This window comes from Actinoplanes sp. ATCC 53533 (genome assembly GCF_003947245.1).
Genome location: NZ_QHHV01000228.1, coordinates 1 through 14,504 on the forward strand (window position 1 = coordinate 1; position 14,504 = coordinate 14,504).

At 71.0% G+C, this 14,504-nt stretch carries 12 protein-coding genes, 3 tRNA genes, 1 rRNA gene and 2 pseudogenes; 5 read left to right on the forward strand and 13 right to left on the reverse strand.

Going from position 1 to position 14,504, the window contains the following annotated elements; translation table 11 throughout:
- The 9 genes and pseudogenes from DMB66_RS64820 to DMB66_RS50160 all read right to left on the reverse strand — a co-directional run.
- Positions 1 to 310 (reverse strand): hypothetical protein (locus tag DMB66_RS64820; RefSeq protein ID WP_233625407.1); only part of this gene is annotated, 310 nt, incomplete at its 3' end.
- Between the two features lie 184 nt (positions 311 to 494).
- Positions 495 to 571, reverse strand: a tRNA-Phe gene (locus DMB66_RS50125).
- Between the two features lie 36 nt (positions 572 to 607).
- Positions 608 to 681 (reverse strand) — tRNA-Asp (locus tag DMB66_RS50130).
- 50 nt (positions 682 to 731) lie between these two features.
- Positions 732 to 804: transfer RNA gene (locus tag DMB66_RS50135), tRNA-Glu, on the reverse strand.
- Positions 805 to 944: 140 nt separating this feature from the next.
- Positions 945 to 1,868: a B12-binding domain-containing protein gene (locus DMB66_RS50140; RefSeq protein ID WP_125811188.1), complete on the reverse strand. Its 924-nt coding sequence runs from the start codon at positions 1,866 to 1,868 to the stop codon at positions 945 to 947.
- 249 nt (positions 1,869 to 2,117) lie between these two features.
- Positions 2,118 to 2,354, reverse strand: a pseudogene (locus DMB66_RS50145) (MerR family transcriptional regulator); the annotation flags it as partial.
- Positions 2,305 to 2,919 carry an isopentenyl-diphosphate Delta-isomerase gene (gene idi / locus DMB66_RS50150; RefSeq protein ID WP_125811178.1) on the reverse strand — a complete coding sequence of 205 codons (615 nt, stop codon included), beginning with the start codon at positions 2,917 to 2,919 and terminating at the stop codon, positions 2,305 to 2,307. The pseudogene DMB66_RS50145 and the gene idi, both read right to left, overlap by 50 nt.
- Positions 2,916 to 4,421, reverse strand: coding sequence for a phytoene desaturase family protein (gene crtI, locus DMB66_RS50155; RefSeq protein ID WP_125811179.1), 1,506 nt, complete (start codon positions 4,419 to 4,421; stop codon positions 2,916 to 2,918). The genes idi and crtI overlap by 4 nt, the downstream gene beginning before the upstream one ends.
- Before the next feature lie 30 nt (positions 4,422 to 4,451).
- Positions 4,452 to 5,594: a polyprenyl synthetase family protein gene (locus DMB66_RS50160; RefSeq protein WP_370320853.1), complete on the reverse strand. Its 1,143-nt coding sequence runs from the start codon at positions 5,592 to 5,594 to the stop codon at positions 4,452 to 4,454.
- Between the two features lie 65 nt (positions 5,595 to 5,659).
- Here DMB66_RS50160 and DMB66_RS50165 point away from each other — a divergent pair, with 65 nt between their 5' ends.
- The gene (locus DMB66_RS50165; RefSeq protein WP_125811180.1) at positions 5,660 to 6,565 is read left to right on the forward strand and encodes a phytoene/squalene synthase family protein; all 906 of its coding nucleotides are present in this window, start codon (positions 5,660 to 5,662) and stop codon (positions 6,563 to 6,565) included.
- A gap of 1 nt (position 6,566) precedes the next feature.
- Positions 6,567 to 7,895: pseudogene (locus DMB66_RS50170) on the forward strand (deoxyribodipyrimidine photo-lyase); the annotation flags it as partial.
- Positions 7,896 to 8,053: 158 nt separating this feature from the next.
- On the opposite strand, the gene DMB66_RS50175 reads toward DMB66_RS50170, so the two are convergent.
- Together DMB66_RS50175 and DMB66_RS50180 are read right to left on the reverse strand one after the other, a co-directional pair.
- Positions 8,054 to 8,932, reverse strand: a complete 879-nt coding sequence (locus tag DMB66_RS50175; RefSeq protein WP_125811182.1) for a hypothetical protein — start codon at positions 8,930 to 8,932, stop codon at positions 8,054 to 8,056.
- A gap of 90 nt (positions 8,933 to 9,022) precedes the next feature.
- Positions 9,023 to 10,114 carry a serine hydrolase gene (locus DMB66_RS50180; protein WP_125811183.1) on the reverse strand — a complete coding sequence of 364 codons (1,092 nt, stop codon included), beginning with the start codon at positions 10,112 to 10,114 and terminating at the stop codon, positions 9,023 to 9,025.
- A 40-nt stretch (positions 10,115 to 10,154) separates the two neighbouring features.
- Here DMB66_RS50180 and DMB66_RS50185 point away from each other — a divergent pair, with 40 nt between their 5' ends.
- On the forward strand, positions 10,155 to 11,516 hold the full coding sequence (locus DMB66_RS50185; protein ID WP_125811184.1) for an NAD(P)/FAD-dependent oxidoreductase: 1,362 nt from the start codon (positions 10,155 to 10,157) through the stop codon (positions 11,514 to 11,516).
- A gap of 2 nt (positions 11,517 to 11,518) precedes the next feature.
- Here the strand turns inward: DMB66_RS50185 and DMB66_RS50190 are convergent, their stop codons facing one another.
- Together DMB66_RS50190 and DMB66_RS50195 are read right to left on the reverse strand one after the other, a co-directional pair.
- Positions 11,519 to 11,959, reverse strand: coding sequence for an ATP-binding protein (locus DMB66_RS50190; protein ID WP_125811185.1), 441 nt, complete (start codon positions 11,957 to 11,959; stop codon positions 11,519 to 11,521).
- Positions 11,946 to 12,803, reverse strand: coding sequence for an MEDS domain-containing protein (locus DMB66_RS50195; RefSeq protein WP_125811186.1), 858 nt, complete (start codon positions 12,801 to 12,803; stop codon positions 11,946 to 11,948). The genes DMB66_RS50190 and DMB66_RS50195 overlap by 14 nt, the downstream gene beginning before the upstream one ends.
- Before the next feature lie 94 nt (positions 12,804 to 12,897).
- Between DMB66_RS50195 and DMB66_RS50200 the strand changes: the two genes are divergently transcribed.
- Both DMB66_RS50200 and DMB66_RS50205 read left to right on the forward strand, forming a co-directional pair.
- Entirely contained in the window at positions 12,898 to 13,752 is an 855-nt protein-coding gene (locus tag DMB66_RS50200) for a Rieske (2Fe-2S) protein (RefSeq protein ID WP_125811187.1), read from the forward strand.
- A gap of 513 nt (positions 13,753 to 14,265) precedes the next feature.
- Positions 14,266 to 14,504, forward strand: a 16S ribosomal RNA gene (locus DMB66_RS50205); the annotation flags it as partial.

Consider the following 14,504-nt stretch of genomic DNA (forward strand, 5'->3'; position numbering starts at 1 on the left):
CGACCGACTGCGCCAACTGCGAGACCGGCCCCCCGGCTACCACCAGCACCGACGCTGGAACCCACCCAATCCGCCCGAACCATCCCAAGGAGACCAAGAATGAAAGAACACCCGGACTTGACCTGCACCACGGGTGGCTCATCTCCACGGCGTGACGCAGGCGGTATATCTGCCGGCGCCCGTGATCTTTGACGTAGTCGACGCTGTTGGTGAGGAGGCCGAGTTCCATCCGCCGTGAGCGGTCGAAGAGAGCCTCGATGGCCTTGACAATCGCCTGCAGAACGTCGCCCTCGGTCGCACTCTCGCGCATGTCGCAGTCTCCCCGCTCGGGTGGTCCTACGCCGGCCTACTCGGTACGGGTGACCAACCGCGCACACGAATGAGACCAAGACTGAGACCACAAGATCCTTGGCTGGGTCCGCCCTGCCCCCAGACAGCAAAACGCCCACCGGCGTTTCCGCAGGTGGGCGGTGCTCAAAGCCCGGCGAGAGGCTTGGTGGCCAGGGGCGGGGTCGAACCGCCGACCTTCCGATTTTCAGTCGGACGCTCGTACCAACTGAGCTACCTGGCCCTGCCGCGTCGTGGTGCACGCGGACTCGGCTTGTTGCGGTCCTGACGGGACTTGAACCCGCGACCTCCGCCTTGACAGGGCGGCGAGCACTCCAACTGCTCCACAGGACCTTGCTCTTGCTGTACTACTTCTTACCACTTCCCCGACCGAGGTCGGTTCGTACCCCCAACGGGATTCGAACCCGTGCTACCGCCTTGAAAGGGCGGCGTCCTGGGCCACTAGACGATGAGGGCAACCCCGCCATCATTGCATATTTCCAACTCCGGCGGCGTGGGCCCCAACCGGCCCCGCTGGGGCTTCGAAAGCATACGTGATCCCCTGCCCGTCATCCAAACCGGTATCCGTTCCGCCGCGTCCACGTCGTTGACCTGCGCTAATGCGCTCGGTCTGCGGGCAGGGCGACCGCCGAGACCAGGCGGAGCGCTTCCGCGAGACTGCCGAGCGGAGTGACTCCGTCGGGAAGTTGGTCGCTCCGCCAGCCCGGTCCGGCCGCCGCGACGAGCAGCGGCCGTTGTCTGCTGGTGAGCACGTGCGGCCACTGCGCGGGGTCGGCGCTGCCGGGCAGTTGCGACCACAGCACCAGTGCGGCCGGTCCGGTCCTGGTGATGGCGTCACCGAGGGCCTGTGCGGGCACGCGGGCGCCCAGCAGCCTGCTCGAGACCCCCGCCTGGGCCAGCGCGGCTGCTAGCGCCTCCAAGGGCAGCGTGTGCTGTTCCTCGTCGGCCGCCGCCAGCAGGACCCGGGGATCCTGACTGCTCGGCGGCCGGGTGACGGAGCCGAGCACCTCGGTGATTCCGCGGGAGAGCAGGTGCTCGACCTCGATGAAGCGTTTGGTGGCCGCATACCGTTCGCCGACGCCGATCAGCACCGGCATCATCACTTCTTCCCAGGCCGCGACGACGCCGCGGTCGGCGACGGACATCTCGAGGATGTCGCGCAGGGCGGGACCGTCGAGACGCATGCTGGCCCGGGCCAGCCCGCGAGCGGCGGGCCCGGCCCGACCGGTACGGATGGCGTGCCCGCCACCGTCCCGGGCGACGAACATCCGGCCGCTCCGTTCGGGCCACACCGCGTCGACGGTCGGCGGCCGCACTCCCAGCCGCTCTCCGACCCGCTCTCCGACCCGCGAGAAGGTCGCATCCGCCGGGGACGCGCCGTCGTGGCCTGGGTGATCGGGTTGGGCGGGCGGCCCGGCAGGGGTGGGGCCTCCGGAACGCCGGCCCCTCCCGTCCTGGTCGCCGTCCTCGGTGCCGTCGGGGAACGAGACCTCCATGCCGTCGGGGAACGAGACCTCCATGCCGGACCGTGCGCGATCCGGAGCTGGCCGGCGGGGTTCGACCGATTCGGCCAGGGAGCCGCTTTCGAGTGCCGGCTCCGGCCGCTCCGAAGCCGGCTGAGCGGGCTCCGGACCGCGGGGACTCTCATGGCCGGGAGGACCTTCGCGAGGTCGCCGCGACCCGCCGTCGGCTGACATCGGGTTCGCCGGCGGGACCGGCATGGCGACGTCGATGGGCACCGGGACGCGTCGAGCCCAGGCGGCGGCTTCGGCCGGTGCCACCCCCTGTGCGGTGAGCCTGCGCATGACCTGCAGGCGGTCCATGTCTTCCGGTGTGTAGCGACGGTGCTGGCCCGGCACGTGATGACTCGGACCCAGCCCGTAACGCTGATGCCAGGTGCGCAGGGTGGTCACGGCGACGCCCAGACGGCGGGCGACCGCCCCGGCCGTCAGGGCCTCATCGGCCACCCGACCGCTCCGGTGCGTCGTCGGCGGGCCGTGGAGCACGCGCGTGCTCGGCGTGTGGGCCCAGTGCCAGGTGGTGGATCAGCTGTTTCGTGACGCCTGGCAGCCAGGGGGCGTACGACCGCAGATCCTCGCGCAGGCCGGTCTTCAGCTCCTCGACGGTCGCCCAGCGCACCTCCGCGACCTCGTCCGGGTCGACGAGCAGCCCCGCGTTCGCGGGCACGTCGCCGAGCAGCACGTGGTCGTATTCGTACTCGACGCGTCCGGTTGCCGGGTCCTCGGCGTAGTACGAGTAGACGCCGATCTCGGTCAGCGCCACGTCCCCGACGCCTATCTCCTCGACGAGCCGGCGGGCGGCAGCCGTCGCCGGTGTCTCCCCGGGCAGGGGGTGACCGCAGCACGTGTTTGCCCAGCGCAGCGGGAAGCGGGTCTTCGCCGCCGCCCGCTGCTGCAGCAGCACCCGGCCCGACGGATCGCGCAGGAACACCGAGAAGGCCCGGTGCAACTGGCCGGGGGCGCGATGCGCGTCGTTCACCGTCGCGGCGCCGGCCGGCGCTCCATCGATGTCGACGAGCTCGACGAGGTGCGTCTCGCGGGACGCGGTCACAGGGCCCTCCCCACGAGGTCCGCCGCCGTTCCGGTGATCCGGGTGGCGGCCAGTTTGCCGGAGATCAGCACCATCGGGACGCCTACGCCCGGCTGCGTGCCGGAGCCGGTGAAGACGACGTTGGGCAGAGTCGGGTGCAGGTTACCCGGGCGGAACGGCCCGGTCTGCGCGAAGGTGTGCGACGACGCGAACGGGGTGCCGGCGGCCATGCCCTGGGCGGCCCAGTCGTCCGGCGTGATGACGCGTTCCACCTCGATGCCGTCCCGGAAGCCGACGTAGCCGCGCTGCTCGAGCACGCCGGTGAGCTCGTCGGCATAGCGCCGGCCGAGGCCGCCGCTCCAGTCCAGCGGCGCGACGTCGAGGTTTGGCGTCGGCGCGAGCACGTAGTAGGTCTGCCGGCCGGCCGGCGCCACGCTCGGGTCGGTGTGGCTCGGGTTGGTGACCAGCAGCGAGGGGTCGCTCATCAGCAGACCCTGGCGGATGACCTCGTCGAACGTGCCCTTCCACGCGGTGCCGAAGTGGATGTTGTGATGCGCGATCTTCGAGTAGCTCCGGCTCGACCCGATGTGCAGCACGACGCAGGACGGTGAGTATTTCAGCTTGCGGGGCCGCCGGGACTCGGGCAGCAGGTCGCGGTATGCGATCGGTAGGTCGGGATTGAGCACCACGACGTCGGCCGGGATGCGTTCGCCGCTGTCGGTGATCACGGCGACGGCGCGGCCGTTCGCTGTCTCGACGCGGGCCACCGTCGTCTCGTATCGGAACCGCACACCGTGCTTTTCCGCCGCGCCGGCCATCGCCTTGGGCACCGCGTGCATGCCGCCGCGGGGGAAGAAGACGCCTGCCACCGAGTCGAGGTAGGCGATGACGGCGTAGATGGCCAGCGCGTCGTGCGGGGCCAGGCCGGCGTACATGGCCTGGAACGAGAAGATGCGCTGGGTGCGCGGGTCGCGGAAGTATTGGTTGATCTTGGGTTGGAGCCGCCGGAAGCCGCCCATGCCGAGCAGCTTGAGCAGGCTCATGTTCATCAGGTCGAGCGGGGTGTCGAGGTTGCGGTCGATGAAGTTGGTGCGCTCCAGCCGCCACAGGTCGCGGGCGAACTCCACGAAGCGCAGGTAGCCGTCCGCCTCCCGGGGGCCGCAGACCCGGGAGATCTCGGCGGCCATCTGGACGGTGTCCGTCTTGACGTCCAGGGTGGAGCCGTCCGGGTAGAAGGCGCGGTATGCCGGGCTCAGCGGGGTCAGCTCGAGCCAGTCGGCGAGCTTCTCGCCGACCGCGGCGAGCGGCTCGGCGATCAGCTCCGGCATCGTCAGCACGGTCGGGCCGGTGTCGAAGTCGTATCCGTCGACCGAGAGCCGGCCGGCCCGGCCGCCCGGCACCGCCTCGCGCTCGACGACCGTCACCTGCCGCCCGGCCGCGGCGAGGTGCAGCGCGCAGGCGAGCCCGCCGAGTCCCGCACCCACCACGACGACCCGGTCGGTCGATCCCGTCACTTTTCGCACGTCAACAGCTCCAGGGGGGTCAAAGGTCCATCATGCCCGGCGGTGGCTCGCGGAAGCCGCCAGGCTTGTCAGCGCATCGCGGGCGTCGTCGTGGAGCGGCGCGCCCGCCAATGCTTCGACGCCCTCCGTCACCCGCTGCTGGATCAGCGCCTCGACCCGCGCGACGGCGCCGGTCTCCGCGATGACCTCGGCGCGGCGGGCGAGCGCCGCGGGTGAGGTGTGCCCGCCGGAGCCGTCGGCGGGGATGACGGCTCCGGCGGGGTTTGGGGCCAGCTCGGCCCGCTGCGCGGGAGTGGCGAGCTGGTGGGCGAGCATGAGCAGCGTCGTGGGCTTGCCGGTGAGCAGGTCGTCACCCGCCGGCTTGCCGGTGATCGCGGGGTCGCCGTAGACCCCGAGGAGGTCGTCGCGCAGCTGAAACGCCTCGCCGACCGCGATGCCGTAGCGGTTGTAGGCCTCGTCGACGGCGGCCACGTCGGCCTCCGCGGGCCCGGCCAGCGCGAGCCCGAACTGCAGCGGGCGTTGCACCGTGTAGCTCGCCGTCTTGTGTCGGGCGACGAGCAGCGCCCGCTCCACGGACCAGGTGGCGGGCTCGGCCTCGCCGAGCACGTCGAGATACTGCCCCGCGACCGCCTCGGTGCGCATGCGGTCATAGCAGGCACGCACCGCGAACAGTGTCGCGGTGGAGACCGCGGCCCGGGCCAGCAACTGGTCGGCCCAGATCAGGCAGAGGTCGCCGGCGAGGATCGCCGTGGTGGTGCCGAAGTGGTCGGGGTCGCCGTGCCGGCCGGCGTCGCTGTGCTGGGCCGCGAAGACGCGGTGCGCCGTGGGGCCGCCGCGCCGGGTCGCTGAGTCGTCCATCACATCGTCGTGGACGAGGGCGAACGTATGCATCAGCTCGAGCGCCGCGAGCGCCGGCAGCACCGGCTCGACGGGCTCGCGCGCGGTCACCACGCCGCGCCATCCCCAGTAGGCGAATGTCGGGCGCAGCCGCTTGCCGCCGGCCAGCACGAGATCTCGGGTGGTGCGGGCGAAGCGCCCGAGCGCCGGGTCGATGTCGCCGAGCGCGGTGGTCTGGCCGGCCAGGAACTCGGCCAGGGTGCTCTCGACAGCCGCCGTCAGCCTGTCCGCGAGGAAGGTCTGGCGGGGTATCCCGATGAGGATGTCGTTGGCCACGCAGCCGACAGTACCGTAAGCTGCCAGTTGCGTCGATTCATGCGTCGATTTAGTCGGGAGGGCCCGTGGAGGTTGATCTGGCGGCGGCCTACGCACGGTGTCGTGAGCTGCACAAACGTCATGGCCGCACTTACTATCTGGCGACCCGGCTGCTGCCCGGCTGGAAGCGTCGGCATGTGCACGCTCTGTACGGTTTCACCCGGTATGCGGACGAAATCGTCGACTGCACCGAGGATCTGCCGCCGGCCGAGCGCGCTGCCCGGCTCACCGCCTGGTCCGGCGAGTTCCTCGCGGGACTAGCCGGTGCGCCCACCGACGACCCGCTGCTGCCCGCGGTGCTGCACACCATCGCGGTCTTCGACCTGGACCGCGCCGACTTCGCCGCGTTCCTGCGCAGCATGGCGATGGACCTGACCGTCACGTCGTACGCGACGTACGACGACCTGCTCGGCTACATGGAGGGCTCGGCCGCGGTCATCGGCACGATGATGCTGCCGATCCTGGGCTCCAGCGACCCGGCCGCCGCCCGCGAGCCGGCCCGTCAGCTCGGCCTCGCCTTCCAGCTCACCAACTTCATCCGCGACGTGGCTGAGGATCTGGACCGCGGCCGCACCTATCTGCCGGACGCGCACCTGGCCGAGTTCGGCGTCACCCGCGACGACCTGTTCGCCGCGCGCGCGGCGGGCCGGTCCACCCCACGGATCAAGGCACTGATCCGGGCCGAGGTCGCCCGGGCCGACGAGCATTACGCGGCCGCGGCCCCCGGCATCCCACTGCTGCTGCCCGGCTCCCAGGCCTGCATGCGTACGGCCTACGAGCTGTACGGCGGCATCCTCGACGAGGTGGCCGCCGAGGACTACGACGTCTTCACCCGGCGGGCGTCGGTGCCCAACCCGCGCCGGGCTGCGGTGGTGGCCAGGTCTCTGCTGACCCGGTCGGGCACCCCGACGACCACGTTCGCGCGGGTCTGACGTGCGGACGGCCGTCGTTCTGTTCACCCGCGACCTACGGGTGCACGACAACCCGGCGCTCGCGGCCGCCTGCGCCAACGCGGAGCGGATCGTCCCGCTCTTCGTCCTCGACCCGCTCCTGGGACGGCTCTCGGCTAACCGGGCCTTGTTCCTGCACCAGAGCCTGGCCGAGCTGCGCGAGACGCTCCGGCGCCTGGGCGGTGACCTGGTCGTCCGCACGGGTGACCCGGTCGCCGAGGCGATCAAGGTGGCGGTCGAGGCCGGCGCCGAGGGGATCGCGCTGAGCGCCGATGTCAGCGGCTATGCCCGGCGCCGGGAGCAGCGCCTGGCGCGGGAGTGCGAGCGGCACCGCATCTCGCTGCGGCTGTTCCCCGGCACCACGGTCGTGCCGCCGGGCGCCGTGCGGCCAGGCGGCGGAGGCGGGCACTACAAGGTCTTCTCGCCGTACTACCGGGCCTGGGCATCGGCGAAGTGGCGCGACGAGGTGGCCGCGCCCGCACGGATCGTGCTGCCGCCGCGGGTCGCCACCGGAGATCTGCCCGAGCCGCCGACCGGGGAGTCGCCCGGAGCGGCCGCGGGCGGCGAGTCTGAGGGCCGGCGCCGGCTGAAGGCGTGGCTGGGTCGCCTCGGCCCGTACGACGATCTGCACGACGACCTGGCCACCGACGGGACCTCGCGACTCAGCGCGTACGTCCGCTTTGGTTGTGTCTCGCCCTTGACCGTGGCGAACGCGGCACGCGGGAAGGACGGCCCCGGACCGGCCGCCTTCGTTCGCCAGCTCGGCTGGCGCGACTTCTACTACCAGGTCACGGCGGCGTTTCCGGCGATCTCCACCGAGGCCTACCGGCGGGCGGGCGACGGTGAGTGGCGCGACGACCCGGAGGCCTTGCGGCATTGGCAGGACGGGATGACCGGGGTGCCGGTGGTCGACGCGGGCATGCGGCAGCTGCGCGCCGAGGGCTGGATGCACAACCGGGCCCGCCTGATCACCGCGTCGTTCCTGACCAAGCACCTCGGGCTGGACTGGCGGCACGGCGTGCGGTGGTTCTTCCGCTGGCTGATCGACGGTGACGTGCCGAACAACTCGGGTAACTGGCAGTGGGTGGCCGGCACCGGAAACGACACCAAGCCCTACCGCCGGTTCAACCCGATCCGGCAGGCGGAGCGGTTCGACCCCAACGGCGTGTACGTTCGGCGCTACGTTCCCGAATTGACGTCCGTCCCCGGCGGAGCCGTACACCAGCCCTGGCGACTACCGGATACGGTTCGCTCAGGCCTCGACTATCCAGGCCCGCTGGAGTCGCACCGCGACGAGGCGGTGTGGCTGCGGCCCCGACCGGGCGGCAGCGAGTTTCCCGTCCGGTTCGCCGGACGGGATGTGGAAGCGGGTCCTGCCGACCCGTTGCGTTCGTCCGTTGAAGGTCGGCAGGACCCGCGACAAACTGCCCACGACGCCGTCCGGGAAAACTCAGCGGCGGCTGGAAATTCTCAGGCTTCAGTCCGGTCAAGGGTGGCGGCGGGGCGGTCGGACGGGCGGGCCGGCAACGTGCGCCAGGCGCCGTAATGGTGCACCGCGATGCCACCGAAGGCCGCCGTCAGCCGGGTCGCCGCGTCCACCTTGGCCAGTTCTGTCGTCAGCGCGTCCGCGCCCTCCTCGTGAAAGGTGCAATGCGGGCAGTCCGGCAGTGGTCCGGTCTCCGCCGCCAGCCGCACCCGCTTGCCGGCCGTCCTGCCCCGGGCCAGCCAGTCCTGGCTGACCGCCAGCATGGAGTTCGGGCCGGTCGCCGTGTCGCGGTAGCTCATCACTGTCACCCCGTCGACCCGGCGCAGCACCTCGTCGGCCAGGGTGTTGCGGCCGATCTTGTAGCGCCCGAACCAGAACGGCACGTCGGCCTCCAGCCGCAGGGTGCTCGCGGCTCGCATCCGATCCAGCAGCCTCAGGTAGGCAGCCCGGGCCGCCGGCAGGTCGGTGGTCCACCCGTCGGTCAGATACGGCTCGACGTCCAGGTGGATCCCGTCGAAGAGGCCGGTCGACACGACCGTCCGCTGCCAGTCCAGCGCCGCGGCATGGTTGTTGATCCAGCCCGGCTCCCCGCCGAGCGCTCGCAGCTCGATCCGGCCGTCAACGGCCCGCTCCTTGATCTCCTGCAGCCGCGCGAGGCTACCGTCGGTGAGCACCGACGGTGCGACGTGGACGAAGACCTCGGAGACGTTCTGCCGGGTGGCCCACGCGATCACCTGAGCAGCCGGATCGGCGTCCCACAGCCACATGGCCCGGGTGTTCACCGGCGCCGCGGTGAGGCCGGCGCTGCCAGCCGACGAAGCCCCGGGCAATGCCGCGGCGGCGGCCATGAGGATGGCAGTCACCAGCCCTGCCTGCCATCGCCTCCTCATGACCGCCCCCTTGACCGATGTGATTTCTCTTCCGCGGGGAAACAGAATCGGCGGGGGCGACGGTCAGGTGAGAGGTCGCAACGAGGAGATCGCCGTGTCGAGGGCGCTGACCCGGTCGAAGTCGCCGATCCGGCGCGTGGCGTAGGCGATCGCGTGGCCGGTCGCCGGGTCGGCCCAGGCCGCGTTGCCGCCGAGCCCGCCCATGCCCCAGGTCCCGTCGGGCTCGATCTGCACGCCGAGCCCCCACGTCGTGTCCTGGCCGATGAACAGATCCGGGCCCGTGAAGTGCGCCGAGACGAGATCCGCGACGAGGGAGGCACCCAGCAGGCGGTGCCCGTCGAGCACCCCGCCGGCCAGCAGCCCGGAATAGAAGCGCGCCAGCGAATCGGCTGTCGCGTGCAGGTTCACGGCCGGGACGGCAGCCCGGCGCCACAGGTCGCTGTTGAGCACGGCGAGGTCCAGCGGGCCGGCCGGATTCTCAAGGGCCCGCGCGTGCACCGAGCCCGGCTCACCGAGCAGCAGGCCGGGCCGGTCGGGGCGGTCGAATTCAAGCTCCGCGCACCGGGCCGGCTCGGCGACGCCGAAGCCGAAATCCAGCCGCCAGGGCCCGGCGATCTCCTCGGCGACGAAGCGCGCCGGCGGCCGGCCGTCGACCCGGCGCACCAGTTCGCCGAGCAGATGGCCGTAGGTCAGTGCGTGTTCGGCGGCCACTGTGCCCGGCGGCCACTCCGGGCTCGCGGCGGCCAGGTCGGCGCAGAGCAGGTCCCAGTCGCGCCACGCGGAGGGATCCCGCGGCACGGGAAAGAACGGGAGCCCGGCCGTGTGCGTCAGCAGGTGCCGCACGGAAGCATCGGTCGTGAACCGCGGCCAGTGCCGCGCGATCGGATCATCCAGCCCGACCAGGCCGCGATCGACGAGCAACAGCACGGCCAGGGCGATCACCGGCTTGCCCACCGAATAGACGTTGACCAGCGTCTCCGAGCCCCAGGGCCGGGTTTGCGCGGCATCGGACCAGCCCTCGCGCAGGTCCACCACAGGTTCGCCGTGCCGCCGGACAGCGAGGGCGGAGCCGCCCGAGGGCTGCGCAGCGAAAGCGTCGCGGACCGGCTCGTAGCCGGGGGCGACGAAACCGTCGAAAGTGCGGGCCGCTGCCATGGGCGCACGGTACCCGCCGAAGGATGGAAGGCTGGTCCCCATGGGCGAAGCACAGCAAGTGGACGTGGTGGTCGTCGGCCTGGGCGTCGGCGGCGAGGAGGCTGCCGGACGGCTCGCGCAGGCCGGCTTGACCGTCATCGGCATCGAGCACACCCTGGTCGGCGGCGAGTGTCCCTACTGGGGATGCATCCCGACCAAGATGATGATCCGCGCCGGCAACGCGCTCGCCGAGGCCCGCCGCATCCCCGGGCTGGCCGGCACGTCCCAGGTCCAGCCCGACTGGGCGCCGGTCGCCCGCCGGATCCGTGAGCAAGCCACCGACACCTGGGACGACAAGGTCGCCGTCGATCGCTTCACCGGCAAGGGCGGCCACTTCGTGCGCGGCCGGGCCACGATCACCGGGCCGGGCCGGATCAAGGTCGACGAGCGGGAATGGGTCGCGAGCCGGGGCATCGTCATCGCCACGGGCACCACGGCGGTGATCCCGCCGATCGACGGGCTCGCCGGCACGCCGTACTGGACGAACCGCGAGGCCGTCGAGGCCGAGACCCTGCCGGGCACGCTGCTGGTCCTCGGCGGCGGCGCCATCGGCCTCGAGCTCTCCCAGGTCATGGCCCGCTTCGGCGTTCAGGTCACGGTCATCGAGGGCAGCGATCGACTGCTCGCGATGGAGGAGCCCGAGTCCTCGGCGACCGCGGCTTCGGCCTTGGCGGCCGACGGCGTCAAAACCCTGACCGGGGTACGCGCACAGCACGTCACCCACTCCGCCGACGGCTTCTCGGTCCAGCTGTCGGACGGCACCACGGTCACCGGTGAACGGCTGCTCGTCGCCACCGGGCGGGCTGCCCGCCTCGATGGCCTGGGACTCGACACGATCGGTCTCGACCCGTCCGCCCGCTTCCTGAGCACCGACGACCGGATGCGCGCCGCCGACCGGGTCTGGGCCGTCGGCGACGTGACCGGAAACGGCGCCTTTACCCACATGGCGATGTACGAGGCCGACATCGCCGTCCGCGACATCCTCGGGCAGGGCGGACCCGGCGCGGACTACCAGGCCAGGCCCCGCGTCACCTTCACGGATCCGGAGATCGGTGCGGTCGGCATGACCGAGCGGCAGGCCCGCGACGCGGGCATCGACGTGCGGGTGGGCTATTCCAGCCTGCCGTCGTCGTCCCGCGGATTCATCCACGGACCGGGCAACGAGGGCTTCATCAAGCTCATCGTCGACGCGTCTCGGGGGGTCCTGGTCGGCGCCACCTCAGCCGGCCCGGCGGGTGGCGAGATGCTCGGAGCCCTGAGCGTGGCGGTCAAGGCCGAGGTTCCGGTGGCCACGCTGCAGGCCACGATCTGGGCCTATCCGACGTTCCACCGGGCGATCGGCGACGCCCTGCATTCGCTCTAGATCTATAGCTGGAGGGTCGCGGTGACGGTGGTGCCCGCCGTGGAGGTGGCGACGCGCAGCTCGGAAAGCTGCCGGGCGATCCACAGCCCGCGTCCACCGGGCAGCGAAGGCGCGGGCAGGATGTGGCCGGCGAGGGCCGGATCCTTCAGGCCCGTGCCTTCGTCGCTGACCTCGCAGCGCAGGGCGCCCTCGGCCAGCCACAGCCGCAGCCGGCCGGTGCCGCCGCCGTGCCGGACGGCGTTGCTGGCCAGTTCATGGGCGATCAGCACCATCGTGTCGACGACGCGCTCGCCCGCCACGGTGGCGACATGCGCGGCGACCGCCGCCCGCACCCCGTACAGGCTGTCCTCGGTGAAGGTCTGCTCAAGCAGGATCTCGGAGCTTCGCCTCGGCGGGTCCTCCTGGGTCGGCTGGCCGGCCCCGGTCAGCTCAGCGCTCGCCATTGCGCACCAGCATTCGCAGCGCCGGGACGGCTGCCGCCCCCGCGGCTGTCAACGTCCGTTCGATGGGCTCGGGGCACACCACGATCATCCGGCGCGTGTCGGGCAGGTGCGCCGCCGCCCGCAGGATCACCGCGGCCGCCCCGGCGTCGATGAAGTGCAGGTGGTTCAGGTTGAGGTGCACGTCGTGGTCCAGCCGGACGGCCTCGGCGAGCGCGTCGCTCAGCACGCCGGCCCGGGCATAGTCGAGCTCGCCCGCCACCCGTACCCCCGGCGGCACATGCTGCCGGCAGATCCGCAGCACCGGATCCTCGTGATAGACCGTCGCCGCGACCGTGCGGGGATGCACCCGCGCCGCGTAGGCGAGGGTGACCGGGTCGAAGCTCTCCCGGTCGTATTCGCAGATGGCCGTCAACCGACCCGCGGCGAAGAGCCGGCCCACCTCGGACTCGAAGACCAGCAGCTGCTCGGCGTTCGCCTGGGGCCGCGCGGCCCAGCACATGTCCGCGGTGATCCGCAGCCCGGGCCGGCCGTCCCGGTCGGCCCGGGCCATCTCGTGGGCGAGCAGCTCGACCATGGTGCCGGCATCCGGCCCCGAGCCGCCGCCCCACAGCCGGTCAGTGCCGACGACGGTGAGGTCCCGCCCCGCCTCCAGCCCACGGTTCAGCAGCTCGGCGCGCAGTCCGTCGACGCCGACCGCGTCGGTGAAGCAGATGATCCGTTCGCCGCGGCCGTGCCCGGCGGCCACGAAGGCGGCCAGGATGTCGAGCCGCTCCTCCGGGTCCGTGAAGGTCAGACACGCATGGTCGCCAGGGGCGAGCCGATCCACCGGTGTCGTGGCGGCCATGCTTCCTCCAAGTGCGCCCGGGGCTGGAAACGTACCCGATGATCTGCGCTCTCAAGCAAGGTTTGAAGCGGCCGCAAGGGGTAAACCCGCAGGCATGGCACGGCAGATGATTTCCCGGCTGGAGCAGACCGCGGAGCTGGACGCCGTCAGCGATCGCCTCCAGGGCGTCGTCCAGCGGGTGGTCAAGTCCAGACGACTTCAGGATCTCCTGCACGGGACCTGGCTCGGCCACCCCCTGCACCCCGCCCTCGTCCAGCTCCCGGTCGGCGCATTCGTGAGTGCCGCGGTGCTGGACGCGCTGCCCGGGCAGCACAAACCCGCGACGACGCTGATCGCCGTCGGTATGGCCGGCGCCGCTCCGGCGATCGCCGCCGGCTATGTGGACTGGTCCGCGCTGTCGCGCCACCAGCGCCGGGTCGGCCTGGTGCACGCGGCGGCCAACACGGTGGCTCTCGGGCTCTATGCCGGGTCACTCGCGGCGCGCCTCTCCGGCAGGCGAGGGCTGGGCAAGCTTCTGGGGTACGCCGGACTGAGCGCCGCCGGTGCCGGTGCCTACCTGGGTGGGCATCTCTCCTTCGAGCAGGGCGCCCAGATGAACCACGGTTCCTCCGAGGTGCTGCGCCTACCCGAGGACTGGGCCGAGATCGGCGAGGTCGCCGCGCTGCCCGAGGGCAAGCCGACGGTACGCACGATCGGCGACGTCCGGGTGCTGCTGTACCGCCTGGGCGATGACGTCACCGCGATGGTGGAGCGGTGTGGTCACCAGGGCGGCCCACTCGGCGAGGGCGAGGTGACGGGAACGGGTGGGGAGGCCTGCGTGGTCTGCCCGTGGCACGGCAGCACCTTCCGGCTGCGGGACGGCTACGTGATGCATGGCCCCGCGAGCGGGGATCAGTCAACGCTCCGTACCCGGATCCGTGACGGAATGCTGAGCGTGGCTACGCCCTGAACGCGTTTCCGCAGGTCGCGGCGTTGTGGCGTGGGACACGGGGGGCCGATTTGGAGCCCGGGAAACGAGCGGGTAATGTTTTGCGAGCCAGCAGGGAAACGGGCGAGGCAAGCAGAACGAACTGACCAAGTAAAACCGGTCAGGGAGGTCAGCTACCGGCCGTCCTGCTAAATCCTTCGAACTTCGGGATCGTAGCGATGCTGCCCTGTGCAGCTAGCCCCGGACCCGGAACGAAGGGTGCGCTAGGTACGAACGGCACGAACCGGGAGATACCGGTTGACAGGGCCAGGAAGACCTAGTAAAGTTGAACGAGTGCCCCGGGAGCGGGTCGCCGGGTACGGCGGCTAGTGTTTCGGTGTGTGGTTGTTCTTTGAGAACTCAACAGGGTGCTAGATAAGCCAGTGCCAAATTGGTTATGCCTTGGCCGGCTGTCTTCTTTATGGGGATGGTTTGGTTGAGATTTCCTTTGGCAACAGATTGTTTGTTGCCGGGACAGAGTGTTCAACATGGATTTTGTTGGAGAGTTTGATCCTGGCTCAGGACGAACGCTGGCGGCGTGCTTAACACATGCAAGTCGAGCGGAAAGGCCCTTCGGGGTACTCGAGCGGCGAACGGGTGAGTAACACGTGAGGAACCTGCCCTGGACTTTGGGATAACCCTCGGAAACGGGGCTAATACCGAATACGACACGGTCTCGCATGAGATCCGTGTGGAAAGTTTTTCGGTCTGGGATGGTCTCGCGGCCTAGTCAG

What these genes read in the sequence shown, in the direction of transcription:
- DMB66_RS50180 (WP_125811183.1), bottom strand. Translation starts at nt 10,114, where the DNA reads ATGGCAGCGGCCCGCACTTTCGACGGTTTCGTCGCCCCCGGCTACGAG.
- DMB66_RS50195 (WP_125811186.1), bottom strand. Translation starts at nt 12,803, where the DNA reads ATGGCCGCCACGACACCGGTGGATCGGCTCGCCCCTGGCGACCATGCG.
- DMB66_RS50190 (WP_125811185.1), bottom strand. Translation starts at nt 11,959, where the DNA reads ATGGCGAGCGCTGAGCTGACCGGGGCCGGCCAGCCGACCCAGGAGGAC.
- DMB66_RS50200 (WP_125811187.1), top strand. Translation starts at nt 12,898, where the DNA reads ATGGCACGGCAGATGATTTCCCGGCTGGAGCAGACCGCGGAGCTGGAC.
- DMB66_RS50140 (WP_125811188.1), bottom strand. Translation starts at nt 1,868, where the DNA reads ATGGAGGTCTCGTTCCCCGACGGCATGGAGGTCTCGTTCCCCGACGGC.
- DMB66_RS50185 (WP_125811184.1), top strand. Translation starts at nt 10,155, where the DNA reads ATGGGCGAAGCACAGCAAGTGGACGTGGTGGTCGTCGGCCTGGGCGTC.